A 23,993-nucleotide genomic window follows, 5' to 3' on the forward strand; every position below is an offset into this window, starting at 1 on the left:
CCGGCAGGAGTGAAGCGATCCGCCGACCGGCGCGATCATGAGGGAGGAAGACATGACAATCCGTAAGATGCTTCTGGCATCGGCCGCTATTGCTTGCGCCGCCATGCCCGTATCCGCCTTTGCCGACACGTCGGCCAAGAAGATCGCTCTTTCCAACAATTATGCCGGGAACTCCTGGCGCCAGGCGATGCTGACGAGCTGGAGCAAGGTGACGGGCGAAGCCGTAAAATCAGGCGTCGTTGCCGCGGCCGATCCTTTCACCACTGCCGAGAACCAGGCGACGGAACAGGCGGCGCAGATCCAAAACATGATCCTGCAGGGCTATGACGCGATCGTGCTGAACGCCGCCTCGCCGACGGCGCTGAACGGCGCGGTCAAGGAAGCCTGCGACGCAGGCATCACCGTCGTTTCCTTCGACGGCATCGTCACCGAACCGTGCGCCTGGCGCATCGCTGTCAATTTCAAGGAAATGGGCCGCAGCGAGGTGGAATATCTGTCGAAGAAACTCCCACAGGGCGGCAATCTGCTCGAGATCCGCGGCCTTGCCGGCGTCTTCGTCGATGACGAGATCTCGGCCGGCATCCACGAAGGCGTCAAGCAGTTCCCGCAGTTCAAGATCGTCGGCTCCGTTCACGGCGACTGGGCGCAGGACGTGGCGCAGAAGGCCGTCGCCGGCATCCTGCCGAGCCTGCCTGACATCGTCGGCGTTGTGACGCAGGGCGGCGACGGTTATGGGGCCGCACAAGCGATCGCCGCGACCGACCGGAAGATGCCGATCATCATCATGGGCAACCGCGAAGACGAGCTGAAGTGGTGGAAGGAACAGAAGGACGCCAAGGGCTACGAGACGATGTCGGTGTCCATCGCGCCCGGCGTCTCCACCCTCGCCTTCTGGGTCGCCCAGCAGATCCTCGACGGCAAGCAGGTCAAGAAGGATCTCGTCGTGCCGTTCCTGCGCATCGACCAGGACAATCTCGAAACGAACCTCGCCAATACCCAGGCCGGCGGCGTCGCCAATGTGGAATACACGCAGGCAGACGCGATCAAGGTCATCGAGTCGGCAAAGTAACTCTCCCGGCGATTGCCGCGCGCGCCGAAAATGGCCGCGCGGCAGTCCTTCCGAGCAGATGTGGCGGGCAGCATGGATGAGGTATTGAAGGCGGTGATCGCCGTCGATGGCGCCAAGGTGAGTTTCGGCGCGGTCAGGGCGCTTGACGGCGTCACGCTCCGCGTCATGTCGGGCGAGTGCGTCGGGCTGGTCGGGCACAATGGAGCCGGCAAGTCCACCATCGTCAGCGTGATCAATGGCGGCCTCACCCCCCATGAAGGAAGTGTGTCGAGCGATGGCGAGCGGCTGGAGCGTTACGGCATCAACGCGGCACGAGCGCGCGGCGTGCGCTGCGTTTTCCAGGAGCTTTCGCTCTGCCCCAACCTCTCCATCGTCGAGAACACGCGTATCATGCACCGCGATCTAGGCGGCTTCGGCTGGCGCAGGCGCGCCGCAGAAATCATCGAAAAGAGCCTCGATGCGGTCTTCCCCGGCCACGGCATCGACAGCGGTCGGGCAGTGGGAGACCTTTCGATCGCCGAGCGACAGATGGTCGAGATCGCGATGGCCTTTTCCGACGCCGGCACCCCGCCGCGGCTGGTGATCCTCGATGAACCGACCTCCTCGCTCGACGCGAGCCTCGCCCGTCAGATGCTCGACCATGTCCGCCGCTTCGTCGCGGCCGGTGGCTCCGTCATTTTTATCTCGCATATCCTCCACGAGGTCCTCGAAACCTCCGACCGCATCATTGTCATGAAGGACGGCCGCGTCGTTGCCGAACGCCCCGCCCACGGCTTCGACCATCATGGTCTGGTCGAGGCCATGGGCAGCGTTGCGAAGGAGGAGACGGGGCAGCGCCCGGCGCGCGAGCAATCCGCCGCTCCGCTCGTTCTCTCCCATCAGACGGCGGGCCGTCCCTTTTCGGCCCGCAAGGGCGAGATCATCGGATTGGCAGGTCTTGCCGGCCACGGGCAGACCGAGCTTCTGCTTGCCCTGCACGCCGCCAAGTCCGGCAACTGGCTGCCCGAGCGGGATCCGCTCGTCACCTTCGTCGCCGGCGACCGACGCCTCAACGGCATCTTCGAACTCTGGAGCATCCTGCGCAACTTTTCCGTCGCCTCGCTCAGTGACCTGTCGCGGCGTGGCCTCATTGCCGCTGATAAAGAGGAGGCCAAGGGCGCCGACTGGAGGCGGCGGATCGAAATCCGTACGCCCGACATGGCCAACCGCATTTTGTCGCTTTCCGGCGGCAATCAGCAGAAGGTGCTCTTTGCCCGCGCCCTTGCTACGCACGCGCCGGTCGTCCTCATGGATGATCCGATGCGTGGCGTCGATGTCGGAACCAAGCAGGAGGTCTACGCCATCATCCGCGACGAAGCTTCGCGCGGCCGCACCTTCATCTGGTATTCGACTGAGATGGACGAAGTGCGTCTCTGCGACCGCGTCTACGTCTTTCGCGAAGGCCGCATCACTGCCGAACTTGCCGGCGACGCCGTCAACGAGACGAACATCATCGCCGCATCCTTCGAGGGGGTCGCCGCATGATGGTCCGGCTGTCATCCGACGCCTTGCGTCTTGCCATTCCCGCCCTTTCGCTGACACTGCTGCTCGCCGCCGTATTCTGGCTGCAGCCGCGCGCCATGAGCTATGTCGGCCTCAACCTGCTGTTCAATCTCGCTGTGCCGATCGCGCTTGCGACGATCGCCCAGATGCTTGTGATGACGGTGAACGATCTCGATCTGTCGATGGGCACCTTCGTCAGCTTCGTCGCCTGTGTGAGCGCGACCTTTCTGCGCGACGACCCGGCGACCGGCATCCTGATCCTGGCGGGAGCGATCGCGGCCTATGCGGCCCTCGGCGTCATCATCTACCTGCGCGACCTGCCGTCCATTGTCGTCACGCTCGGCATGAGCTTCGTCTGGGGTGGACTTGCCGTATTGCTGCTGCCGGCGCCGGGCGGGCAGGCGCCGGATTGGGTGCGCTCTCTGATGACCGTCAAGCCGCCGCTGGCGCCGATGGCGATCGTCGCCAGCATCATCATAGCCGCCGTCGCCCATCTTCTGGTCATGCGGTCTTCGCTCGGGGTGCTGATCCGCGGCATCGGCGGCAACCAGCGCTCGGTCGAGCGGGCCGGCTGGTCGATTGTCGGGGCGCGGGCCATCGCCTATGGACTTGCCGGCTTCTTCGCGGTGCTTGCCGGCATCGCCCTCGTCGGCCTCACCACCTCGGCCGATGCCAATATCGCGCTGCGTTATACGCTGCTGTCGATCGCCGGCGTGATCCTCGGCGGCGGCGAGTTCATCGGCGGCCGCGTCTCCCCTGTCGGCGCCGTCATCGGCGCGCTGACGCTTACGCTCGCCGGCTCGTTCCTCTCCTTCCTGCGCATCTCGCCCGATTGGCAGATCGGAGCCCAGGGCGCGATCCTGATCATCGTGCTCGCGCTTCGCCTCATGCTGAACCGGCTGGAAAAACGGGAGAAACGCCGCCGATGACGCCCCTCCTCAGTCTTTTCGGCAAAGCCTGGATCTGGTCATGGCTTGCCGCCTTCATCGTCTGGTTCCTGACGATCATGGTGACCCTCGGCGCCAGCACGCTCGGCCTGTCGCAGGCAGCACTCACCTTCGCCGCCTTCTCGGTGATCGTCGGCATCGGCCAGATGTTCGTCATTACGCTCGGCCCCGGCAACATCGATCTGTCGGTTCCCGCCACCATGACACTTGCCGGTACGGTGGCGCTGAAACTGATGAATGTCGAAAACGGCTTGATCCTGCCCGGGCTTCTTGTCGCCATCCTCATCGGCCTCGTCGTCGGCCTCGGCAATTACGCGCTCATCAAGGCGCTGCGCATTCCGCCGATCATCGCCACGCTTTCCATGAGCTTCATCGTGCAGTCCGCGGCGATCTGGACGAACCGTGGCTTGCGCATCAAGCCGCCCAGCGTGCTTGCCGAATTCACCACCACGAACACGCTTGGCGTACCGAACGTGGCGATCGTCGCGTTACTCATCTCGCTGCTAGCCTGGTTCCTGCTCGAGAAGACGATCTACGGGCGCTGGATCTCGGCGATCGGCCAGAGCATGCCCGCCTCACGCATGGCCGGCATTCCGGTCGACGGCACGCGCTTCGTCACCTACCTCTTCTGCGCCGTGCTCGCATCCGTCGCGGGCTATCTGCTCGCCTGCTTCTCCGGCGGCGCAGCACTCAATATGGGCTCGGAATATCTGCTGACCTCGATCGCCGTCGTCGTGATCGGCGGCACAGCGGTTGCCGGCGGCGATTCCAACGTGCCAGGCATCTGGGGCGCGTCGCTCTTCATGTTCCTGGTCGTCTCCATGCTCAACACCTATGGGCTCGGCGCGGGCATCCGCCTCATCATGACCGGCCTCATCATCATCAGCGTGATCATGCTCGCCGGCGGTCGCCGGGCCGGCATGCGATAATCAGGAAGACCACCATGGCCGAGGCCAGCATCTACGAAATCCACGACCCGCGCTTCCGGCAGTTGATCGTCACCAGCGCCGGTCTCGACGAACTCTATTCAGGCTGCCGCTGGGCAGAGGGTCCTGTCTGGTTCAACGATGCGAACCAGCTTCTGTGGAGTGATATTCCAAATCAGCGCATGCTGCGATGGACGCCCGAGGGCAGCGTCTCCATCTACCGGCAGCCATCCAACTTCACCAACGGCCACACGCGCGATCGCCAGGGCAGACTCGTCTCCTGCGAACATGGCGGGCGCCGCGTCACGCGCACCGAGGTCGACGGCTCGATCACCGTGCTCGCCGACCGTTTCGAGGGCGCGCGGCTCAATTCGCCGAACGACGTTGTGGTGAAATCGGACGGCACGATCTGGTTTACCGATCCGACCTACGGCATCATGTCGAATTATGAAGGCTATCAGGCTGAGCCCGAGCAGGCGACGCGCAACGTCTACCGGCTCGACCCGGCGACCGGCCAGCTAACCGCCGTCATCACTGATTTCATCCAGCCGAACGGCCTCGCCTTCTCGCCTGATGAGACGATCCTCTACGTCGCGGACTCGGCAGCAAGCCACGACGAAAGCCTGCCGCGACACATCCGCGCCTTCGATGTGGTCGAGGGCAGCAGGCTCGCGAACGGCCGCGTCTTCTGCCACATTGACACCGGCCTTCCGGACGGCATCCGGACCGACGTGAACGGCAACCTTTGGTCCAGTGCCGGTGACGGCGTGCACTGCTTCGATCCGGCAGGCAAGCTGATCGGCAAGATCCGCGTCCCTCAGACCGTCGCCAACCTGACCTTCGGCGGCCCCGGACGCAACCGTCTGTTCATAGCCGCAACGCGCTCACTCTATTCCGTCTACGTTGCCGCGACGGGCGCCCAAAGACCGTAAGCCGGAGAATGCCAGATTCGGCGGCGGCGAGTTCATTAACGCCCAATGCGAACTGTTGAGATCCTCGTAGCCGTATTCCGCGGCGGCGCGTCGCGTGAAGTCGCCGGTGACCGCTGCCGTGATGACCACATCGACGTTCCTCTGCATTTCAATGACCTTCGCGCGGCGGCGTCGTTCTGCTTGAAGACTTAGACGGCGCGGGCCATCCGGCCGATTTCGTCACGCCGGTTGGCGAATGGGATGTCGGCATCGAGATTGCCTTCAGCTAGACCGCTCATGCTTGCGGTGATCTCGCCGATCGGCTTTACGATCACGCGGGCGCCAAAAACAGCGGCGCCGATCAACGTGATAATGGTCAACAGACCGACAGCGAGTGACGTATAGGACGAGGGCAGCGGAGGCATCGGCCTCTTCCTCAGCCTTCGTCGCCATCGCCTTGGCCGAGTCCGCACCTTCGATGGGATAGCGAGCGCAGGACGTGGATATGACAGCTGGCTCGCTCTGCGTCGCGTCCGCCGACTGCGGAACGTCTTCTCGACGAGCGGGATTATTCCCTTGATATGACGGCGACCTGCAGCGCATCGAGGATGAGGCCGAGCGCCGACAGGCGGGGCAGATCCAATGCGGGGCTATCCGCCTCGAGGCCGGCGGTGGCGCGGTCATAAACGGCAACGCATTGCTTGTTGGTGATCCGCGACATGTAGAGAATGCCGTCGAAATCGGTGCGATCGTAGATGTCTTGGCTGAGCCGGCGTCCGCTCGCCTGCGCCCGTGCCCGAACGGCATCCGTCGAGACACCGAGCAGGTTTGCGCCTTCGTAGCGCAGGTCGAGTAGAAAAAGCGGGCCCGGGTTTCGGACGGCGGCGATCGAATAGCGGTCGAACTCCTCCTGGAATATCACTCGCTCGGCCCTACCTTGAAAGCGGTCGCGAACAATCGTTTCCGCGACCGCGGTCATGGGGTCCTGAGCGAGGTAGAGCAGCCGGAACTTGTCCTTGGGGCTCGAAAACCGCGACTTGCCGAAACCCATGCCGAGCGGCGTTCCGGCATGGGCGCGCGCGATGATCCTGACATAGTCGGTGACCTCAGCCCGGACGGCGAGGCGCTGAAGGATAGTTTTGTCGAGTCTCATTGCACGGCGAAATAGGTCTGAGCCGCGTCGATGACCTCGTCAGCCCGATCCTGTTTCAGGAGGTCGATGGGCCTGCGCCCGCCCAACATGGGGTTCGGCTGGCAAAGCCACAGCCATGCCACCCGCTGATTGGACACGAGAGCGGCGACCGTTGCTATGCCCCTTGCGGGACGCCCGTCGATGAATTGTTCGATCGGATAGACGTGCTTTCTCGTTCCCTTCAACAGTGCGATCACCTCGCCGGCATGCTGCCAGCGATTGAGCGTGGAGCGCGCAATTCCAAAATCGCGCTGGAGTTGGCTGGCGCCGGCAACCGGCCCGGCCCAATCCTCAAGCCTGCGGGCGACCGCAAGCTCGCCTAGCAACCGCGCGCCCTCCTCGGCCGTAACGATCTTCCCCAGTCCTTCGCCGGCGGAAGGCTCCACGGTTTTCGGAATCTCGAGCACGATCTTGCCGCCGGCAGGCGCATCGCCGAACGTCTCCACCAGGCCACGAATGCGGCGGGCAAGTTCGCCCTGGCGCTTGCTAAGCTCGCGCCTTACGCTGACGGGAAGATCGACGATGGCCGCAGCCGCCGCGCCCGCAATACTGGCAGACAGGGCCGCCGAGCCGGACTCGAATGCGGCGTCGGCTTTCAGCACGTCGGCAACTTTGGCGGCGACGCGGTCGGCGACCCTTGCCTGACGGGCACGATGCAGCCGGACCTCAGAACCAGCCATGAGACTATCTCCGTTCTTAGATGAACTGATATAGTATCAAATGACCAATTTGTCCAGTTTGTCCCGTTCATACCGCACGTCGCGGATGGTTGATCAGCCCTTTCGCAACCTCCAGCTCCGAATCTCGAAGGGCATGATGTCGGCGGGGCCTTTACGCTCCATACGCTCTTCCAGAATGTTGAGCGGCTGCGACGCCGCCCATCCGGAAGGCAGGGCGAGGGAAAGTCGGCCACGCCGGCCGGCCGGTTCATAAAGGCGCAGGATCAGGCCTTCGCCCTCCTCCGCAGGCTTCAGGCCCGAAAGTGCGACCGGAGTGCCCTCGACGCCAAGCGGCGCGAAATTGCCGGCGGAAAGGCCGCTGGCTTCGGCCGTCACCAGCGGCTGGTTGAGATCGAGCGCCTCGTCGAGGACGCCGCCTTCATGCCAGGCGCCCTCATGCGGCATCAGCGCGTAGGTGAAGCTCTGCTCGCCTTCGTCGGCGAGCGGATCGGGATAAATCGGCCCGCGCACCAGGCTCATGCCGATCACATTGCCGCGGGCGCTGTGGCCGTATTTGGCATTGTTGAGGAGTGCCACGCCGAAGCCGGGCTCGCTGAGATCGACGAAGCGATGGGCGGCGGCCTCGAACATCGCCTGCTCCCAGGAGGTATTCGTGTGTGTCGCCCGCTCGACCACGCCGAAGGCGCATTCGAAGGTCGCCTTGCGAGCCTGCACGTCGACCGGGTTCAGCGTGCGCAGCAGGGTGCGCCGGTCGTGCCAGTCGATCGTCGTTTCGATGTCGAGCCGCTTGGCGTTGGCCCTCAAGACATAGGTCTGGGTGACGCTCGAATGCCGGTAACGGTGGATGACGCGGATTGCCGCACGATGCGGGCCGCTTTCGACGAGGCTGATGCTTTCGGGGGTTTCGAGGCGGACGCCCTTTTCGGCGTAATCGGCGTCCATATCCCAGGCATCCCAGTTGCGCGGCTTGTCGACCGGATAGACCCAGAGCTGGTTGGCTGAGCCGGCGACCGCTTCGCGGCCGCTCGCCTTGTGGATGAGGCTGGCAATAGCCCCGTCCTTGCCGATTACGACCGAGAGATGATCGTTTTCGAGGCGATCGGCGCCGGCCTTCAGCCCACCCGCCGGCTTCAGCGCCTGCCTGTCGAAGACTGCGACCGATAAGGGAGCGACGATATCGGCGGCCGAAAGTACCGTGCCGTCGGCAAGCGTGGCGCTCACCGGCCGCGGCGCAAGCGAGGGATTGACGACAATGAGGGCATCAGCGACCCCGCCCTTCGGCAAATTGGCCGAAAGGGTCTGCAAAGCCTTGGCCTGCTCGGCCTTGGCGTGGTCGATGACGCCGCCGAGTTCCTGCTCCGCATCCTGATAGACTTCGCGGATGCTCGAACCCGGCAGGATGTCGTGGAACTCGTTCTTCAGCACCACGCGCCAATCCGCCTCGAGGCTTTTCGGCTTTTCTGCCCCGAGCATATGGGCTAGCGAAGCGAGGGTCTCGGCGGTGATCAGCGCGCGTTCGGCCTGGCGGTGCTTGCGCTTGACGCCGCTTTGCGTCGTCAGCGTCGCGCGATGCAGTTCGAGATAGATTTCGCCGTCCCAGACGGGGAGCTTCTTCTCCGATGCGCTGCGATGCGCCTGCTCGTAGAAGCCCTTGACCGTGCCCCAGCGCGCTTGCGGAATGGCGGGAAAATCGCGCAGCTGCACTTCGCGCTCCACCATTTCAGGCGTCACCCCGCCGCCGCCGTCGCCATAGCCGACGGCGAGAAGCGAGGCGTGATGCTGCGCCTTGCCGCGGAAATTCTTCCACGTCGGCAGGTAGCAATCGGGTTGCACGAAGCCGTTGTAGCCCTGCATCGGATTGTCGAAGGTGTGGGTCAGCACCTGGCTGCCGTCGAGGCCCTTCCACCAGAAGAGATCGGAGGGGATATGGTTGGTCTCGCTCCAATTGACCTTGATGGTGAAGAAGCTGTCGATGCCGCCCTGCCTCAAGATCTGCGGCAGCGCGCCGGAGAAGCCGAAGCAATCCGGCAGCCAGCAGACCGTGTGGCGGGCGCCGAAGGTTTTTTCGAAATAACGCTGACCGTAGAGCACCTGGCGCACAAGGCTTTCGCCGGTCGGCATGTTGGTATCGGGCTCGACCCACATGCCGCCGACGGTTTCCCATTTCCCCTCCGCGACCTTCTTCTTGATGCGCTCTAGAAGCTCGGGGTCCTCCTCTTCCATCTGCGCGTAATAATGGGCGGTCGACTGGTTGAAGCGGAATTCAGCGGAGCGCTCCATCAGAGAGAGCGCTGTGTTGAAGGTGCGCCGCATTTTCCGCCGCGTCTCGCGATAGGGCCAGAGCCAGGCGAGATCGATGTGCGCGTGGCCGGTCAGCACCAGTTCCCCATTCGGGGGGAAGCGCTGCTGCAGCTCCTTCAACCGCACCGTCAGGACCTCGAAGGCAGCGGCGGCCGAAGCGCTCTGCTCGTCGGTGAGGCCGGCCGGATCGGAAACAAGCTCCGGCAGTTCCCAGATCTTCTGCTGCATGACGGCGCCCGACGTGCGGGAGATGTAGGCCGCTGTATCCGACGGCCAGTCGAGGCTGCGCAAGGCCTGCTCCGCGGCGCCGACCAGATGCGGCACGACCTCATGCTCGCCGAGCGCGCCGACCGCCTCGGCGATCTGCTTCAGGAGAAGATGCAGGCGGTGAACGGGACCGTCGAGCCAGATCAGCCGGGCCTTGTTCAGCCGCGGCGCCCGGTTCGGCTCGCCGAAAGGAAAGCGGGCGACGCTTTCCGCCGCGATCGAAAAGCGTCGGTCCTTCACCGGGAATTCCTGGTGATAGGGATCGAGGCCGAATGTTTCGCTTTCAGCGTCGGGATAGCTGAGCGTAATCAGGCTCTCACCGCCGAGATCGAGCTGCAGGCGAATATCTTCGAGCGGCCAGCTCTGCGGCGCTTCAGCGCTCGCAGCAAAATGCACCACGCCCTGACGATGCGGCCAGTCCTGCTGATGGGCGATCGGCTCGGCCTCGAAGGTCCAGCCATCGATCGGGCTGCTATACCGGTCCCGCCAATGCGCGAGCTCGGCGATACGGACCTTCAGACTATCGAGGCGTTGGGCAATGGTGAGCGGCATGGCTTATCCTGTTGAAAATCGGCGGCGCGCGATCGGGAATCATGGCTTTGGGAGATGAAGATGATGCGATAGGGATCGCGCCCCTCCTCCCAGCGGGTCCTGTTGATACTTAGATTAAGTAACTTTGATTTGGCGTCAAGCCGCAAAAGATCTTCTGTTCGAGATCTCCAATCCTGACCGGTCTACTTCTCGCAAATCCTTCCAGCCACGGCACCTGATGGCCGCGGCATTGCTGCGGCCGGTGAAGGTCACGCCTCGACCAACTCATAACGCAGGATAACTGCGCCGGCCGCGGTCGTCGTGCTGTCGAGTAGCTACCTCATTTCGTAATGCTGAGAAGAATGAGAAGGCCGATGGACCGTGGCGTGTCTTCGGTATGGCGGAGGACATGCTCCCCTGCTGGTGAAACACTGAGAGATCAAGTTTACGCATTCACCTCAGGTACCCGCAAACGGATGCCGAGGCGCCATTGATGATTGCCTTCAACCTACAAAGAAGCTCAAGCCATCCTCGACAACTTGAAGCGATCACTGTGGTAATTGGCTCTCGAGTGGAGTGATCGCCGGCCACGACACGATCCCAGACAGTAGTCGTTTTCAGGGCGATGATAGAATGGCGAAGATCGATCAAAACAGCAGGTCCTTTGCGCGGTAGTAGGTGCCCACGATAGGCAGGAACCACGGATTTCCGGTATGAAACGGAACGGCGGGCCAATCGAAACCCTCTAGCGGGTTGCCACCTTTACGGCCCATGACTAAATCCGCTAGCACACTACCCATGTAAGTCGACAACTGGGCTCCATGACCGGAATAACCCATGCTGTAAAACACCCCGTCGGCACTGCCCGCCCGAGGAAAACGGTCTTGGGTGCACCCGACGAGGCCGCCCCAGCAATAGTCGATCTCGACGTCAGCGAGCTGCGGAAAGATGCTCACCATCTGTTGGCGCAGAAGCTGGCCCGAGCTGACGTCGGTTTTCTGATTGGACACGGCCGAAAATCTCGCCCTCCCCCCGAACAGCATGCGGTTGTCCGGCGTGAGGCGGAAATAGTTGGAGATATTGAGAGAATTGGTGAAGTTGCGGTTACCCGGAACTGTCGCAGCGACCTCCTGCGGGGTGAGCCGGCGTGTCGCAATGATGAAGGAAGCGATTGGCATCAGTCTTCGGCGGAAATAATTAAACACGCCTGGCGTATAGGCATCGGTCGCCAGGATGACCTGGCGGGCTGTGAGTGAGCCGGTCGGTGTGGTCAGCCGCCAACCATTCTCCGCGCGCTCCCGGGCGGTGACCGGGTTCCGCTCCCAGATCGCCGCACCGTGGCGGCAGGCCGCCTCCGCCACGCCGTTGGCGTAGCGTCCCATGTGCATCATTGCGGATTTCGGGTAGAGAACTCCACCATGAAAGGCGTCCGATATCACTTCCTTGCGGAGGTCCTCGCGTGTCAGCCACTCGACTGATGGGTCGACTTCGCGACGGATTTCTTCCGACATCGCCTGCAGCTTACTGACGTGAGACGGCTTCGAAGCTAGCTTGAGCTTGCCGCCCCTGCGGAATTCGCAGGCGATCTTTTCTTCCTCGATGATACATTCGATCATGTCGATCGAGTCGTCATAGGCCCGCCACAAGCGGCGCGCCCGGTCTTCTCCGAGATGCTGCCTGGCGGCGCCGAAGCTTGCGAAATGACCGCTGTTCAGGTGCCCGCCATTGCGCCCGGACGCACCATACCCAACGTGCTCGGCTTCCAGCAGAGCAACTTTCTTGCCGGATTGCGCCAATTTGCGCGCAGCATTCAGGCCCGTGAAGCCCGCACCGATCACCGCAACCTCGAAATCCCCAGAAACCGGACCCGCGATGCCTCCTGCAAATGGAGTGGAAGTATCATGCCAATAGGAAGCAAATTTCATCGCAGCAAGCCCTTATGCTCATCCGATCGGAATTCATCGAGTATATGCCTGCTTGTGCCGGAGGAGTGCGGCACAAGTGAACGCGTTTCGCAATGATCGCCTGTATTGTAAGCCGCAAACCAAAGGATATTCTGTTAACGCTAAAGCTACGCAGCGCTTCAGGATTTTTCGGCCTCCAGCGTTGCGCCCGTAAGATCATAGAAGCGATGTTCCAGTGGCGTGCCGCCGTGGCTCATCGCCAGCGGTCACTCACGCGGATCTTGGGCGAGACGTCTTTTGCCCAGGCCCCAAGTTACCATTGACAGTCCGTTCTGCCCCGGCACCGGCTGCTTCGAAAGCCACGCTTGTGGCCTAAGCGGTTCCTGTGGGATCACAATATACCTTGGGACTGATCTGGATGGCATCTGGGGGAGAGGTAAGTCGTTTCCTGTTGAACGGCCGTCCGTTTTGGCTGAAAATTTCGAAAAATCGCTAAGAGTAAGCCGAACCTGCCGCTCTCCGCATGTAAATATTGTAGTAGGATGGCAGGCTGATCCAAGGATCGGAAGACGCCGCGGTGCCGCGTTGAGCTGACGTAGACGATGGGGAGAAGGGAGCGGAATAAGCGAAAATGCAAAAGTCGGTGCGCCTGAAATCGTTTGAATTAATCGCGCAGGATATCAATAGTGTTGACGTAAGCTTGCTTCATGCCCTGTCGACGGGTGTCGGCTGGCCGCACCGCTTCAAGGATTGGGAGTTCCTGCGCCGCGCCGGCCGCGGTATCGCGGCCGTCGATGGAATTGGACGCGTCTTTGGAAGTGCAATGTGGTTTCCCCACGGAGACGATTTCGCCACCATCGGTGTGGTAATCACATCACCCCGCACGCAGGCGCAGGGGACCGGCCGCTGGTTAATGCAGCAAGTGTTCGAGCAGTGCGGCGAGCGCAGGCTGGCGCTGAACTCGACTATCGCCGCCCATAAGCTCTATGTGTCACTCGGTTTCACAGCGGAAGCAACGGTCTACCAGCATCAGGGAGACGTCGCTGCGGCGCTTCCCGCACTGCCACCTTTGGACGCTGAATTAAGTGAACTGCCGCGTGATAAGATTGAAGAGATCTTCGCCTTGGACACGTTCGCCTTCGGAACGGATAGGAGTCGACTGCTTACACTCCTTTCAGAAGGCGCATCTATTTGTGTGCTCCGGCGTGAGGGTGCAATGGTAGGCTATTCGATGTGCCGCGAGTTCGGGCGCGGTCATGTAGTCGGCCCTGTCGTCGCGAGCAATGATCGTGACGCGATCCATCTCGCGGCCGTGCATCTGAAAGACCTCACTGGCCAATTCGCCCGCGTCGATACGCGAGAAAAAGGACCGTTTGCCCACTTTCTTCAACAGAGCCGGCTGGCTATCTCCGAGACCGTTACGACCATGTCCAAAGGCGGCCCGTTCCTGAACCGAAAGGCGAACGAACCGGCGGTATATGGCCTTGCGGGCCATGCGTTGAGCTAGACCAGAGGATCGCGTCGAAATACCAAAGCTCTAATCTGGTTCGAGCACAACGGGCGCCTCGCGGTTTAGCAGCACCAATATGCAGATCGCAATGCGGCCCACCGGCTGCTGCAGTGGACAGTCAACACTCATCGCTGTGGTTGATCAATCGCGATTGAGTTCAGAATTTCGGCAAGTTCCCCTCCCCTGCAGAATCAGCCAATGTGAGAGCTGGTGTCCAGCTGCATCTTCGGGGCGCTTCCAATTTACAATAAACGGGCTGAGACCCAACCTCCCAGACGCGTCGGCCGACAGTCTCTCACTAACCCGTAAGGGGAATGAACGTCGCGTGGGGAAGGTAGCCGCTCTTCGTCAAGCAGTCGCCCTGTTCTGCCGGTTGGCGATCAGATCGTCGACGACGGCGGGATCGGCAAGCGTCGAAGTGTCGCCGAGGGCACCGAAATCGTCCTCGGCGATCTTGCGCAGGATGCGGCGCATGATCTTGCCGGAGCGGGTCTTCGGCAGGCCGGGCGCGAACTGGATCTTGTCGGGCGCGGCGATCGGGCCGATTTCGGCGCGTACATGTTTCACCAGTTCCTGGCGAAGCGTGTCCGAACCATCGTGACCGGCCATCAGCGTCACATAGCAATAGATGCCCTGGCCCTTGATCGCATGGGGATAGCCGACGACCGCCGCTTCCGAAACCAGATTGTGCGAGACGAGGGCGGACTCAACCTCCGCCGTTCCGAGCCGGTGGCCGGAGACGTTGAGCACGTCGTCGACGCGGCCGGTGATCCAATAATAGCCGTCCGCATCGCGCCGGCAGCCGTCACCGGTGAAGTACTTGCCCTTGTAGGTGGAGAAATAAGTCTGGATGAAGCGGTCATGGTCGCCATAGACCGTGCGCATCTGGCCCGGCCAGCTGTCGGCGATGCAGAGATTGCCGTCGGCGGGGCCTTCCAGCACCTTGCCTTCATTGTCGACCAGCTCAGGCTTGACGCCGAAGAACGGCGTCGTCGCCGAACCCGGCTTGAGATCGGTCGCGCCCGGCAGCGGCGTGATCATGTGGCCACCGGTTTCCGTCTGCCACCACGTGTCGATGACCGGGCAGCGCTTGTCGCCGACGACATTGTAATACCATTCCCAGGCTTCCGGATTGATCGGTTCGCCCACAGTGCCGAGCAGGCGCAGCGAAGAGCGGGAGGAGCGCGTGACGAATTCGTCGCCGGCGCCCATCAGCGAGCGGATCGCCGTCGGCGCCGTATAGAAGATGTTGACCTTGTGCTTGTCGATCACTTCCCAGAAACGGCCCTGATCCGGGAAATTCGGCACGCCCTCGAACATCAGCGTCGTCGCGCAGTTGGCGAGCGGCCCATAGACGATATAAGAGTGACCGGTGACCCAGCCGACATCGGCCGTGCACCAGTAGACATCGCCGTGATGATAGTCGAAGACATATTCATGCGTCATCGATGCATAGACGAGGTAACCGCCGGTCGTGTGCAGCACGCCCTTCGGCTTGCCGGTCGAACCTGAGGTGTAGAGGATGAACAGCGGATCTTCCGCCTTCATCTTCACCGGCGGGCATTCCGGCTTCACCGTAGCGATCTCCTGGTGATACCAGAGGTCGCGGCCGGGCGCCCAGCCGGTCTTGCCACCGGTGCGGCGCACGACCAGCACCTTGCTGACAGTGACGTGCTGTCGGGCGGCGATATGGATCGCCGTATCGGTATTGTCCTTCAGCGGCACCGGCTTGCCGCCGCGCACGCCTTCGTCGCAGGTGATGACGAAGGTGGATTCGCAATCGACGATGCGCCCTGCCAGCGCCTCTGGCGAGAAGCCGCCGAAGACGACGGAATGCACCGCGCCGATGCGGGCGCAGGCGAGCATCGCATAGGCTGCTTCGGGGATCATCGGCATGTAGATGGTGACGCGATCGCCCTTCTTGACACCATGCTTCTTCAACACATTCGCTGTCCGGCAGACATGCTCGTAGAGTTCGTTATAGGTGACCTTCTTGTCGATATAGGGATTGTCCCCTTCCCAGATGATCGCCACCTGGTCGCCATTCGTCTTCAAATGGCGGTCGATACAATTGTAGGAGACGTTCGTCTGGCCGTCTTCGAACCATTTGATCGAGACCTTGCCGGTGAAGGAGGTGTTCTTGACCTTGGTATAAGGTTTGAACCAGTCGATCCGCTTGCCGTGCTTGCCCCAGAACTTGGCTGGATTTTCAATGCTTTCCTCATACCATTTCAGGTACTTATCCCGGTCTATGAATGCTTCTTCGCGAATGAGACGCGGCACGGTGTAGCGATCGAGGACCACTGATTAGCTCCCTGTGATTGGCTTCTGGAAATTGATCCCGCTCCAAGAGAAGCTTGAAGCCAGTTCTGTCTTATTGATGTCCCAACCCATTTGTCGGTCTGAGGCCGGTTTATAGGCACAGTGACAGCCGCGTCTTGGACCGCAAACTTACGTCGACCATTACATCATTTCCGGCCGTCTGATTGCCGAGCCGTCGCTGAAGCGGCTCAGCCTGTAGGGTGAGATGTCAGTGATCGGGGTCTCGTTCATGACGATCTCGCTCACCAGCCGGCCTGCCCCCGGTCCGATAGCAAAGCCGTGTCCGCTGAACCCCGCCGCGATCACGTAACCAGGCAGTTGCTCCACTCTCGAAATAACAGGGACGAGATCTGGCGAAGTATCGATGAGTCCTCCCCACGCGCGCTCAACGCCGATTCCCTTGAGCGCGGGGTATTCGCGTTCGAGGTTCCTCAATGCTAGCTTCACGAGGTTGCGGTCAGGCGCAGGATCAAGAATGCGGTTCTTCTCGAACGGCGAGACTTCATCGTTCTCCCAGCTGCTGATAGCATCGGGCCCATTCCAGAAGCTGCTGTTCAGACGGTACTTCAACTTCTTGCCGATCTTGCTGCGGTACATCTGGTAGAATTTATACGCGTATCGCATCCCCCGCGGCGTAATGTCGAGCGTGCCTCGTCCCGGCACGGCGATCGTGTAGGCGCCGTCTGTCCGGCGCCGCAACACGAAGTTTGACGCCGAGAGACATCCTGCTTGAATGATCTCGGGCGCGGGGGTCGTCTTAATTGCAGTCCCGGAGATGTTTGCGACGGGAAGCTCAATGCCATATCGATGAGAAAACCGGGAAGCCCATGCCCCTCCGGCGCAAACAACGGTACCAGCTTTTACAAGTCCCCGCTCTGTCCACACGCCTGTTACCCGGCCGTTGCTAATATCTAGGCCTCGAACGGCGCAGTTTTGATGGAGCAATACGCCGTTTTCCTTCGCGGCCTCAGCGATGGCCGGTACGGCAAGGCTAGGCTCCGCTCGCCCATCCGTCGGAGACCAAACGCCGCCAATCCATGAAGACGTACCGCCCGACGCTCGCTGATTGGCCTCGGAAGCACTGAGGATCTGGCTGTGAAATCCTTGGAGGCGCGCAGCCTGGCCCCACTTCTCCCAGCGGGCGACATCGGCTTCGTTTTTGGTGCAGTAAAGTATCCCGGTTCGGCGGAAGCCGAGATCGCGCCCGGTCTCAGTGCTCAGTTCCTCCCAGCGCCGCAGGCTGTACATGGCTAGCGCAAGCTCATAGAGATCGCGGTTTTGCTGGCGAACCCATCCCCAGTTGCGGCTCGACTGCTCGCCTCCGACAATGCCTTTTTCAAGCAGGGCAACGGATACCCCTTTGCGGGCGAGCTCATACGCTGTGCAGGTACCCACAATGCCCGCTCCGATGACGACAACATCGACCTGGGTTGGAAAAGAGGCGCTATCACTTACTTTCTGAACCTGGACCGGCATAATCACTATTCCTCTGGCATCGTGCTCCAGTCATCTCCGGACCGGAATGATAAAATTTCAAGAATCTGCCGTCGTGGTCACGGAACATCCCGACGCTCGGGCGAGGCGATGACGTCTGATGTGCTCCGCCGACATCACATGCGCGTGTGGCGGGGGATGTCTCTTTTGGGCGCGGGCAAGATGCTGTTTCTCAGCTATGATCACCGCGAACATCGAACGCATCGCGCAGCCCGTCGCCGATGAAATTGAAGCTTGTGACAGCAATCGTGATGGCGGCGCCGGGAATGATCGCCAACCAAGGTGCGGTCCCCAGATATTGCTGTGCGCCGTTCAGCATATTACCCCAGCTGGGCAGCGGCGGCTGAATTCCATAGCCGAGGAAGCTGATATAAGCCTCCATCAGGATAGCCCTGGCGACGGTCAGGGTCGCGGCGACGATAATCGGACCCATGGCATTGGGAAGGATTTCGCGAAACATGATGTGGGTTGCGCTCAGTCCCAACATCCGGCCGGCCAGCACGAATTCACGCTCGCGCAGGGAGCGGACCTCGGCCTCGACGATGCGGGCAACTTCCATCCAGCTTGTGGCAGCGATAACGACGGTAATCATGATCGGGTTTGGCTTCAGCGCAGCGGCAAGAGCGAGCACGAGGAAGATGGATGGGAAGGAAAGGAAGCCATCGACTGCGCGCATCAGCACGGTGCCCACCAAGCCTCCCCTATATCCCGCCACCACGCCGACAAGGGTTCCGATCAGCGTCGACAACAGCATCGCTGAGAAGCCCACCAAGAGCGAAATCCGCCCCGCCATGAACAACCGCGCGGCCAGATCTCTTCCCAGCGGGTCCGTGCCGAGATAATGCTGCCCTGTCAGGGGCGGAGCGAAACGGGCGCGCAAATCGATGTAGAGGGAATCGTACGGCAACAAATGGGGACCCAACACGCATGCCAGCGTCAGGAGGGCTATCATCACCATCCCGATGAGGGCCAGATGGTGCTTCATGAAACGGTGCGCAGTTCGGCTGTTCCACCAGCGCTCCCGGGGCGAATTTGCGGCAATGGCAGTCATGATGGCTGACTCCTGATGAGCGTTCATGGCGCTTAACTCAGACGAATACGGGGATCGATGATGGCGACAACGATGTCGGCGGCGAGGTTGCACACCACGACAAGGATCGCTGAGAACATGAGCAATCCCATCACCACCGGGTAGTCACTGTAGCCGAGGCTGTCGAGGAACAGGCGCCCCATGCCCGGCCAGGTAAACACCGTCTCGGTGACCAGAGCACCCGTAAGGACGCTGGGAAGCTGCATCCCAAGGAGTGTGATCATCGGTAGGAGGGCATTGCCGATGACGTGTTTCATCAGGATGCGACGCTCACTTAATCCTTTGGCGCGAGCGGTCTTGATGAATTCCTGATTGATAACATCGAGAGTAGCCGTTCGCATGTAGCGGCTCCAGATGGCCACATGCACGAGCGCGAGCACGATGCTCGGCAGAACAAGATGGTGGAGATAGTTCAGAACGGATTCGTCGCCGATCGTGTACATGTTGCCGGCTGGAAGCCAGCCAAGTCTGAGCGAGAAGACGTAGATCCCGATCAGTCCGAACCAGAAAGTCGGGATCGAGAGGGCCACCATCGCACCGACCGTCGCCATGTAGTCGAAAACCGAATATCGCTTTATGGCGCCGCGAACACCGATCCACGTACCAATAGCGATGGCTATCACCGTAGACGATCCCATCAGCAGCAGCGTTGCCACAAGGTGTCTTCCAATCACCTCGAGAACCGGCGCTCCGTCGCGGAATGAGTGGCCCCAGTCTCCTCTCAACAGGCGCCAGCCCCAATCCAGATACTGCATCCACAGAGGACGGTTCAGGCCTAACTGCTCCGCCAATCGGTTCAGGTCGTCCTGCGTCATGCTTGCATCGAGCCCGAATTGTGCCAGGGGCCCGCCCGGAATCAGGTTGAGGACCACGAAGCCGATGACGGAAACGATCAGGAGCAGTACGAGGCTCTGAGCGAACCGGTTAAGTAGGAAGCTACGCATTCAGGCTCTCCCTGTGATAGCGCCGATAGAGGTCGCCGCCGCGAGGTGCGGCGGCGACGGCGGGAGGTTAACTCAGCTCTTCCAGCGCCAGCCGGCAGCATGCCAGGATGCCGTGCGCGTGTTCGTATTCGGTTCCCAGCCTTCAAGGCCTTCCTTCTTGCCAACCACATAGGTGGCGGCAAACAGAGGAAGGAAGGGAAGGTCCTGACGCACGATTTCCTGGATACGGTAGTAGATTTCACGACGTGCATCCGGATCGAAGGTCTGGGCCCCCTTCTTCAGCAGCGCATCCACTTCCGGATTGGAATACTGGCCGACGTTCGATCCCTTTCCACCCTTCGCGGCAATCGCGCTGCTCGCAAGACGATTGGTTGCATCGGGGTCCGCGGCAATCAGATGCGTAACGCCCGAGATGGCCGTGTCGAACTGTGACTTCAGCCAGAATTCGCCAAACATGACGGCAGCCGGCAAATTCGAGATCGTCATCTGCACGCCAATTTCCGCGAACGTCTGCTGCAGGAACTGCTGCACCTGCTCACGGAGATTGTTGCCCGACGTCGTCGAATTGTTGAACGCGAGCTTCACGCCGTTCTTTTCACGGATCCCATCCGACCCCGGCACCCAACCGGCATCGTCGAGGAGCTTGCGTGCGGCATCGAGATTGAATTCCTGTGCCGGAAGCTTCGGATTGAAGTAGAATGACTCCTTCGGCATGAAGGTTTCGGTCGTTGTGACCACACCGAAATAGAGCGCGTCAATGATCGCCGCTCTGTCCATTGCAGCATAGAGTGCCTGACGCACCGCAAGTTCCTTGAACTGCGGCCGTTCGAGATTGAGATAGAACGACTCGACGGAGGCACCTGGCACCAGGCTCACCACGCGGCCCGGCAATTTGCTTGCTTCGTCGTAGTGGTCGGGCGTGATGTACGCCTGGTCTGTAAGGTCGATGTCGCCGCTCTTGAATTGGGTATAAAGCACCGTCTGGTCAGGAATGTATTTGAATACAACCTGTTCGACATAGGGGCCGTCCCCGAAGTAATCGGGGTTCGCTGCCAGCTCGAGATGGTCGCCGGCCACACGCTGGCTCCACTTGAAGGCACCGGTGCCAACGGGTGCCTGGTTGAAGGCTGCTGCGTTCGGATCGGCCTCATTCTCGAGAAGGTGCTTTGGCACGATGAAGGTCTCGGTGAGAAACGACAGGTAAGGAGCGAAGACCTGCTCCATCCGCCAGGTGATTTCAGTTGGCGAGACCACCGTGAGGTCACGTACCAGCGAATGGCCGCCTGTGCGCCAGGCGCGGAATTTCGGATTGGTGATCAGTTCAAGGGTGAACTTCACATCCTCAGCAGTAAACGGCTTGCCGTCATGCCAGCGGACATCGTCACGCAGGCGAACGCGCCAGTTCAGGCCATCCGCCGAGATGCCGCCGTTCTTCTGCGTGGGCACTTCTAGCGCAAGATTGGGCTGGAGCACGCCTTGCGGATCCATGCGAAAGAGCGCGTCGAAGAGCGAGAAGTGGACCGCATCATCCGTTTCGATATGTGCCATGAGCGGATTGAACACGGTCGGTTCCTGCGAAAGCCCGACCACGACGCGACCCGCAGGTTTCTTGTCCGCTGCCGAGGCAACGTCAGGCTTGCCGATCAGGTTTGGGGCAGCAAAGCATGCAATGCCGCCGGCTGCCATCAGGCGTAGTGCGTCGCGCCGAGAAATATTCGTTTTGGTCGTAGACTCTTTTGTCATTTCATTCCCTCTCTTTTTGCTCATTAGGAACCTACTGCCGTGAGCCGATTGCACTTTCGCAATTGTCTCTGCTTCGTTCTCCCGGGATTGCCGCCACAAGTTCACGCGTGTAGTCGGATTGCGGTTTCAGGAAAATCTGAGACGGCGGGCCACGCTCGACGACCCGGCCCTTCTGCATCACAGCAATTTCGTCGCAGATCTGGCTGGCGACACGAAGATCATGGGTGATGAAGACCATCGATACGCCGGTCTCGCGCTGGATTTGGTCAAGCAGTTTGAGGATCTGGGCTTGGATCGACACGTCGAGAGCGGAGACTGCTTCGTCGGCAATCAGCAGCTTGGGCTTGAACATCAAGGCCCGCGCGATACCGATGCGCTGGCGCTGACCACCCGAGAATTCGTGCGGGTAGCGGCCGAAGGCGCCCGCATCTAGACCGACGTGGGATAGCAACGCCCGCGCCTCGTCGCGCGCTTGCGCGTAGGGCATACCATGTGCGACGGGCCCGACGGTCAATATCTGACCGATGGTGGAGCGCGGATTGAGCGAGGCAAAGGGATCCTGGAAGATCATCTGAATCCGCGGACGCAGCGGCCGGAACTCGGATTCAGAGAGCTTGACGATGTCCTTGCCCTCAAACAGGATCTGACCGCTGTCGCTGTCCTGAAGCTTGATCAGGAGTCGGCCCAACGACGACTTTCCGGAGCCGCTTTCGCCGACAATGCCAAGCGTGCGGCCAGCAGACAACGTGAATGAGGCGTCCTGCACCGCAGGCACGACACGCTGGCTTCCGAATAGCGCACTGCCGCTGCGATAAGTCTTGCACAAGCCATTGACGGTCAGGATTGTCTCGTCGCTTGTTTGCACCTTGAGCTTCCTGTCCTCGCCCGTGAGGCGCGGAACGGCTGCGATCAAGCGCTGGGTGTAGGGGTGGCTGGGTGATTTGAGAACCTGGTCGGCGGTGCCCTGCTCAACAATCCGCCCTTTCTCCATAACCACGACGCTGTCGGCAATTTCTGCGACGACGCCGAAGTCGTGCGTGATGAACATGACGCTCATACCCTTGCGGCGCTGAATGTCGCGGATGAGCTTCAGGATCTGCGCCTGCGTGGTTACGTCAAGGGCTGTCGTGGGTTCGTCTGCGATCAGCACGGTCGGCTCAAGGGCCAGCGCCATGGCGATCATGACGCGCTGGCGCTGACCACCGGAAAGCCTGAACGGATACTGATGGTACATCAGTGCCGGATCGGGAAGGCCGACTTCCGTCAGCAATTCGAGGGCGCGATCACGGCGCGAGACCTTGGTACCCACTCCATGCGCGGCCATCACTTCAGTAACTTGCTCGCCGACCGTCATCAGCGGGTTGAGCGCCGAAAGCGGATCCTGAAAGATCATGGACACGACGCGGCCGCGCAGCTGGCGCAGCTTTTTTGCCGGCGCCCCGACTATGGTCGTTCCGTCGAGATTGATCGCACCCGAAGAGACCGGAATAATCTTGGGCAAGAGACCCATGATTGTGTTTGCGGTTACCGATTTGCCCGATCCAGACTCACCGATGATGCAGAGGATCTGGCCACGCTTGAGGTCGAAGGATACATTTTCGACGGCATGAGTCCTTTCCATGCCTTTCGGCAGGTCGACTGTCAGGGCGCGCACCGAAAGCGCTGCGTCGTCTGCTCTAACAGCCTCGGTCATATTGGCCATCGATATAACTCCCTTGTTGCGCAGCTTCTTCATTGAGGCTTGGCCGCTGTTTTAAGCGTATTGCTCATAACCTCTCGAGCGGTGCGCAGCCCGTTTCTAGGCCTCAGCGCCATTCGCTACCAATCGGCGTTGGTTCTGCGATTAATATAAGATTGGTCTTGCCATTGGTGTCAATATAGATCAAATTGGTTTCGAGAAATTTTTATCGGAGGGCACATGAGCGTGGTGTTGAAGGATTTCATTGAGGCGGAAGGCCTGGAGCCTGGAGATCGACTGCCTCCCGAGCGGGACCTGGCTCTGAAACTGGGGCTGCCGCGTACCGCCCTCAGAAGGATGCTCAGTTCGCTGGAGAAGGAAGGTCGCCTCATCAGGCATGTCGGTAGAGGCACCTTTATCGCCGGCAGCGGTGTAGGTTCCAGCGCTCTCCGTCGGCCGGCAAGCAGTGACGGAGACACATTGCGGACCTATCCGGCGGAAGTCTTCGAGGCGAGGCTGATCATAGAGCCCAAGATAGCAGCGTTGGCAGCGTTACGCGCGACCAGACAGGAAGTCGAAGAAATGCAGAAATCAATCGCGCGAGGCAACGCATCGGAATCTTTGAGCGAATTTGAGAAATGGGACGCCGTCTTTCATCGCATTATCGTCCAGGCCGCGCGTAATGGCCTTCTGGCATCGCTCTATGAAGGTATTCACGCGGTGCGCGCCGGGAACCTCTGGGGAAAAATGAAGGAACAGTCGCTGACCTCTGAGCGCATGACGGCCTATATCGTCAGCCATCAGGCGATTCTCGATGCAATAAAGGATCGTGATAGCAGAGAGGCGGAGCGAAACATGTATGATCACATCATTGAAGCCAGAACGAACATACTCGGTCCGAGTATCTGAGAACTTGGTCTGAAATCTGGTGTTGGCGCGTTG

General features: G+C 60.8%; 18 protein-coding genes. 7 read left to right on the forward strand and 11 right to left on the reverse strand.

The genetic code is table 11. The features are described from left to right. Positions 1-52 precede the first annotated feature (52 nt). The 5 genes from PH551_RS21590 to PH551_RS21610 all read left to right on the forward strand — a co-directional run bounded on the left by PH551_RS21590 (position 53) and on the right by PH551_RS21610 (position 5,416). Positions 53-1,069 carry an ABC transporter substrate-binding protein gene (locus PH551_RS21590; RefSeq protein WP_085781836.1) on the forward strand — a complete coding sequence of 339 codons (1,017 nt, stop codon included), beginning with the start codon at positions 53-55 and terminating at the stop codon, positions 1,067-1,069. A gap of 72 nt (positions 1,070-1,141) precedes the next feature. Further along, positions 1,142-2,593, forward strand: coding sequence for a sugar ABC transporter ATP-binding protein (locus PH551_RS21595; RefSeq protein ID WP_285194903.1), 1,452 nt, complete (start codon positions 1,142-1,144; stop codon positions 2,591-2,593). Continuing rightward, positions 2,590-3,540, forward strand: coding sequence for an ABC transporter permease (locus PH551_RS21600; RefSeq protein WP_183698474.1), 951 nt, complete (start codon positions 2,590-2,592; stop codon positions 3,538-3,540). The genes PH551_RS21595 and PH551_RS21600 overlap by 4 nt, the downstream gene beginning before the upstream one ends. Further along, positions 3,537-4,487, forward strand: coding sequence for an ABC transporter permease (locus PH551_RS21605; protein ID WP_285194904.1), 951 nt, complete (start codon positions 3,537-3,539; stop codon positions 4,485-4,487). Before PH551_RS21600 ends, PH551_RS21605 begins: the two co-directional genes overlap by 4 nt. A gap of 14 nt (positions 4,488-4,501) precedes the next feature. Next, positions 4,502-5,416, forward strand: coding sequence for an SMP-30/gluconolactonase/LRE family protein (locus tag PH551_RS21610; protein WP_285194905.1), 915 nt, complete (start codon positions 4,502-4,504; stop codon positions 5,414-5,416). A 188-nt stretch (positions 5,417-5,604) separates the two neighbouring features. Here PH551_RS21610 and PH551_RS21615 read toward each other — a convergent pair whose 3' ends face one another. The 5 genes from PH551_RS21615 to PH551_RS21635 all read right to left on the reverse strand — a co-directional run bounded on the left by PH551_RS21615 (position 5,605) and on the right by PH551_RS21635 (position 12,291). Further along, positions 5,605-5,820, reverse strand: coding sequence for a HAMP domain-containing protein (locus tag PH551_RS21615; protein WP_285194906.1), 216 nt, complete (start codon positions 5,818-5,820; stop codon positions 5,605-5,607). A 143-nt stretch (positions 5,821-5,963) separates the two neighbouring features. After that, positions 5,964-6,548, reverse strand: a complete 585-nt coding sequence (locus tag PH551_RS21620) for an RES family NAD+ phosphorylase (protein WP_285194907.1) — start codon at positions 6,546-6,548, stop codon at positions 5,964-5,966. Then, on the reverse strand, positions 6,545-7,267 hold the full coding sequence (locus tag PH551_RS21625; RefSeq protein WP_285194908.1) for an antitoxin Xre/MbcA/ParS-like domain-containing protein: 723 nt from the start codon (positions 7,265-7,267) through the stop codon (positions 6,545-6,547). Before PH551_RS21625 ends, PH551_RS21620 begins: the two co-directional genes overlap by 4 nt. A 93-nt stretch (positions 7,268-7,360) precedes the next feature. Continuing rightward, entirely contained in the window at positions 7,361-10,387 is a 3,027-nt protein-coding gene (locus PH551_RS21630; RefSeq protein WP_285194909.1) for an alpha-mannosidase, read from the reverse strand. A gap of 626 nt (positions 10,388-11,013) precedes the next feature. Beyond that, on the reverse strand, positions 11,014-12,291 hold the full coding sequence (locus tag PH551_RS21635; RefSeq protein WP_285194910.1) for an NAD(P)/FAD-dependent oxidoreductase: 1,278 nt from the start codon (positions 12,289-12,291) through the stop codon (positions 11,014-11,016). A gap of 610 nt (positions 12,292-12,901) precedes the next feature. On the opposite strand from PH551_RS21635, the gene PH551_RS21640 reads away from it, so the two are divergent. Then, positions 12,902-13,777 carry a GNAT family N-acetyltransferase gene (locus tag PH551_RS21640; protein WP_285194911.1) on the forward strand — a complete coding sequence of 292 codons (876 nt, stop codon included), beginning with the start codon at positions 12,902-12,904 and terminating at the stop codon, positions 13,775-13,777. A gap of 351 nt (positions 13,778-14,128) precedes the next feature. On the opposite strand, the gene acs is transcribed toward PH551_RS21640, so the two are convergent. From acs to PH551_RS21670, 6 genes are all read right to left on the reverse strand, one after another. Next, positions 14,129-16,084: an acetate--CoA ligase gene (acs, locus tag PH551_RS21645; protein WP_285194912.1), complete on the reverse strand. Its 1,956-nt coding sequence runs from the start codon at positions 16,082-16,084 to the stop codon at positions 14,129-14,131. 159 nt (positions 16,085-16,243) lie between these two features. Beyond that, positions 16,244-17,578: an NAD(P)/FAD-dependent oxidoreductase gene (locus PH551_RS21650; RefSeq protein ID WP_285194913.1), complete on the reverse strand. Its 1,335-nt coding sequence runs from the start codon at positions 17,576-17,578 to the stop codon at positions 16,244-16,246. 190 nt (positions 17,579-17,768) lie between these two features. Then, a complete protein-coding gene (locus tag PH551_RS21655) occupies positions 17,769-18,647 on the reverse strand; it encodes an ABC transporter permease (protein WP_184459206.1) in 879 nt (292 codons plus the stop codon). Between the two features lie 32 nt (positions 18,648-18,679). Further along, positions 18,680-19,630 (reverse strand): ABC transporter permease, encoded by a 951-nt coding sequence (locus PH551_RS21660; RefSeq protein ID WP_285194914.1) that lies wholly within the window; start codon positions 19,628-19,630, stop codon positions 18,680-18,682. A 72-nt stretch (positions 19,631-19,702) separates the two neighbouring features. Then, on the reverse strand, positions 19,703-21,373 hold the full coding sequence (locus PH551_RS21665; RefSeq protein WP_285194992.1) for a peptide ABC transporter substrate-binding protein: 1,671 nt from the start codon (positions 21,371-21,373) through the stop codon (positions 19,703-19,705). A gap of 31 nt (positions 21,374-21,404) precedes the next feature. Beyond that, positions 21,405-23,075: an ABC transporter ATP-binding protein gene (locus PH551_RS21670; RefSeq protein WP_285194915.1), complete on the reverse strand. Its 1,671-nt coding sequence runs from the start codon at positions 23,073-23,075 to the stop codon at positions 21,405-21,407. A gap of 216 nt (positions 23,076-23,291) precedes the next feature. Between PH551_RS21670 and PH551_RS21675 the strand changes: the two genes are divergently transcribed. Further along, positions 23,292-23,960, forward strand: a complete 669-nt coding sequence (locus tag PH551_RS21675; protein WP_285194916.1) for a FadR/GntR family transcriptional regulator — start codon at positions 23,292-23,294, stop codon at positions 23,958-23,960. Positions 23,961-23,993: the final 33 nt, after the last annotated feature.

Source organism: Rhizobium atlanticum (assembly GCF_030182485.1).
GTDB lineage: Bacteria > Pseudomonadota > Alphaproteobacteria > Rhizobiales > Rhizobiaceae > Rhizobium.

Excerpts from the sequence above, each read along its gene's own strand:
- PH551_RS21635 (WP_285194910.1), bottom strand. The coding sequence starts at position 12,291 with ATGAAATTTGCTTCCTATTGGCATGATACTTCCACTCCATTTGCAGGA.
- PH551_RS21615 (WP_285194906.1), bottom strand. The coding sequence starts at position 5,820 with ATGCCTCCGCTGCCCTCGTCCTATACGTCACTCGCTGTCGGTCTGTTG.
- PH551_RS21620 (WP_285194907.1), bottom strand. The coding sequence starts at position 6,548 with ATGAGACTCGACAAAACTATCCTTCAGCGCCTCGCCGTCCGGGCTGAG.
- PH551_RS21630 (WP_285194909.1), bottom strand. The coding sequence starts at position 10,387 with ATGCCGCTCACCATTGCCCAACGCCTCGATAGTCTGAAGGTCCGTATC.
- PH551_RS21675 (WP_285194916.1), top strand. The coding sequence starts at position 23,292 with ATGAGCGTGGTGTTGAAGGATTTCATTGAGGCGGAAGGCCTGGAGCCT.
- PH551_RS21590 (WP_085781836.1), top strand. The coding sequence starts at position 53 with ATGACAATCCGTAAGATGCTTCTGGCATCGGCCGCTATTGCTTGCGCC.
- PH551_RS21660 (WP_285194914.1), bottom strand. The coding sequence starts at position 19,630 with ATGCGTAGCTTCCTACTTAACCGGTTCGCTCAGAGCCTCGTACTGCTC.
- PH551_RS21600 (WP_183698474.1), top strand. The coding sequence starts at position 2,590 with ATGATGGTCCGGCTGTCATCCGACGCCTTGCGTCTTGCCATTCCCGCC.
- PH551_RS21665 (WP_285194992.1), bottom strand. The coding sequence starts at position 21,373 with ATGACAAAAGAGTCTACGACCAAAACGAATATTTCTCGGCGCGACGCA.
- PH551_RS21650 (WP_285194913.1), bottom strand. The coding sequence starts at position 17,578 with ATGCCGGTCCAGGTTCAGAAAGTAAGTGATAGCGCCTCTTTTCCAACC.
- PH551_RS21605 (WP_285194904.1), top strand. The coding sequence starts at position 3,537 with ATGACGCCCCTCCTCAGTCTTTTCGGCAAAGCCTGGATCTGGTCATGG.
- PH551_RS21610 (WP_285194905.1), top strand. The coding sequence starts at position 4,502 with ATGGCCGAGGCCAGCATCTACGAAATCCACGACCCGCGCTTCCGGCAG.
- PH551_RS21625 (WP_285194908.1), bottom strand. The coding sequence starts at position 7,267 with ATGGCTGGTTCTGAGGTCCGGCTGCATCGTGCCCGTCAGGCAAGGGTC.
- PH551_RS21655 (WP_184459206.1), bottom strand. The coding sequence starts at position 18,647 with ATGACTGCCATTGCCGCAAATTCGCCCCGGGAGCGCTGGTGGAACAGC.
- PH551_RS21670 (WP_285194915.1), bottom strand. The coding sequence starts at position 23,075 with ATGGCCAATATGACCGAGGCTGTTAGAGCAGACGACGCAGCGCTTTCG.
- PH551_RS21595 (WP_285194903.1), top strand. The coding sequence starts at position 1,142 with ATGGATGAGGTATTGAAGGCGGTGATCGCCGTCGATGGCGCCAAGGTG.
- PH551_RS21640 (WP_285194911.1), top strand. The coding sequence starts at position 12,902 with ATGCAAAAGTCGGTGCGCCTGAAATCGTTTGAATTAATCGCGCAGGAT.